Genomic DNA, 1,765 nt, shown 5'->3' with positions numbered 1-1,765 from the left:
TGACTGGAAGATGAAAACGGCACTTTGCGGCGAAACGAAACCGTCGGCAGCGATCGAGAAATAGGCGACGAGCCCGAACAAGAGCACGATGAACCCGTAGCGGATGGCGTGGTCGCGCAATGTCATCCGGCGCTCCCGCGCGCTGCTGCCGTCTTTACCCAACCCGAACCCATGCTCTCTCCATTCCAATTCCTATAGCCCGCGCTCAGGCCGCACTGTGCAGCGGCCCGCCGGCGACCTCGGCCAGCAGGCGGTCGAGATCGACATCGGCATTGCGGTGTTCGCCGACGATGGTCTGTTCCGACATGACCAGGATGCGATCGGCGGTCTCCAGGGCCTCGTCGAGTTCGGTGACGAACACCAGCGTGGCGCGTCCGTTTGCACTCGCCCTGAGCTTGGCGGCAATGTCGCGCCGGGCCGAGATATCGACGCCCTGAAACGGCTCATCCAGAATGAACAGCCTTGCATCCTGCGCCATCCAGCGGGCGACCATCACCTTCTGCTGGTTACCGCCGGACAGCTCCGACATCTCGTCCTTCTCGGAACGGCAGACGATGCTCAGTTCCTCGATCTGCCGGCGTGCCGTGGTGCGTTCGAGGCGGCGCCTCAGGATGCCGAAGCGCGACATGCGCTTGTGAAACGGCAGGCTGATATTTTCCTGGATGTTGAAGCCTTGGACGATGCCATTCTCGCCGCGGTCCTTGGCGACCAGGAACACGCCGGCAGCGATCGCTTCGCCGGCTGTTTCAGGTGCATAAGGCCTGCCGTTCAGCGTCATGGTGCCGGCGAGCGGCTGGCGCACACCAAAGAGAGTCTCGGCAAGCGCCGTCTTGCCGACGCCGACGAGGCCGGTGATGGCAACGACCTCGCCGTCGCCGAGCGTCAGCGAGATCGGCCGGGCGCCCGGCGCAATGCGCAGACCCTCGATCGTCAGGACTGCCTTGGCCGAATTCCTGACGACGATCTGCTCGAGATGGATCTTGCGGCCGAGCATGGCGTTGACCGCGCCTTCATAGTCGAGCGGTTTCTTGTCGAAAATGCCTGAGATGATCCCGTCACGCATCGAGACGATGCGGTCGGCCAGCCGCCTGATGTCCGACATGCGATGCGAGATGTAGAGGATCGCCACGCCCTGCTCGCGCAGCCTGTCGATCAGCGCGAACAGCCGGTCGGCCTCAGCGCTGGACAGCGATGAGGTCGGCTCGTCGAGGATCAGCACTTTCGGCTTGTGCGCCAGCGCGCGGGCAATCGCCACCATCTGGCGATCGGCCAGCGAAAGATCGCTCACCCGCGCCTTCAAATCGATGGCCAGCCCCATGCGGTCGGCAACCGCCTTGGCCTCCCGCCGCACACGGACCGGATTGAACAGGGTCGGCGCGCCGCTGCCGCTCAGCCGGTCGAGGGTCAGGTTGGTGGCGACGTCGAGGTCGGCTACGACACCGTCGTTGATATTCTGGTGCACGGTGACGACGCCGGCGCGGATCGCTTCGGCCGGGGTTTTCGGTGCGAAATCCTGGTCGGCGAGCGCCATCGTGCCGCCGCCGCGTTCGTAGACACCGGAGATGATCTTGACGAGGGTGGATTTGCCGGCGCCGTTGGCGCCCATCAGCACGGTGACTTCGCCGGCATGCAATTCGACCGAGACGCCGCCTAGCACCTCGTTATGGCCAAAGGATTTCCTCAGTCCCTCTACGCGGAACACGGCATTACCGACCATGCGTTCCTCCCTGACATGACGCTATGGGCTGCATCGGCAATTGTCAAC

At 64.0% G+C, this 1,765-nt stretch carries 1 protein-coding gene and 1 pseudogene; both read right to left on the bottom strand.

The genetic code is table 11. The features are described 5' to 3' along the window. Positions 1-162: pseudogene (locus tag EOC06_RS44530) on the bottom strand (ABC transporter permease); the annotation flags it as partial. Positions 163-205: 43 nt separating this feature from the next. Next, positions 206-1,717 carry a sugar ABC transporter ATP-binding protein gene (locus EOC06_RS36695; RefSeq protein WP_128310079.1) on the bottom strand — a complete coding sequence of 504 codons (1,512 nt, stop codon included), beginning with the start codon at positions 1,715-1,717 and terminating at the stop codon, positions 206-208. Between the last annotated feature and the right edge of the window lie 48 nt (positions 1,718-1,765).

The organism is Mesorhizobium sp. M7A.F.Ca.MR.362.00.0.0 (genome assembly GCF_004023175.1).
Lineage (GTDB): Bacteria > Pseudomonadota > Alphaproteobacteria > Rhizobiales > Rhizobiaceae > Mesorhizobium.
The sequence above is the reverse complement of the archived record's forward strand: the minus strand, read 5'-3'. Positions and strand labels throughout refer to the sequence as shown.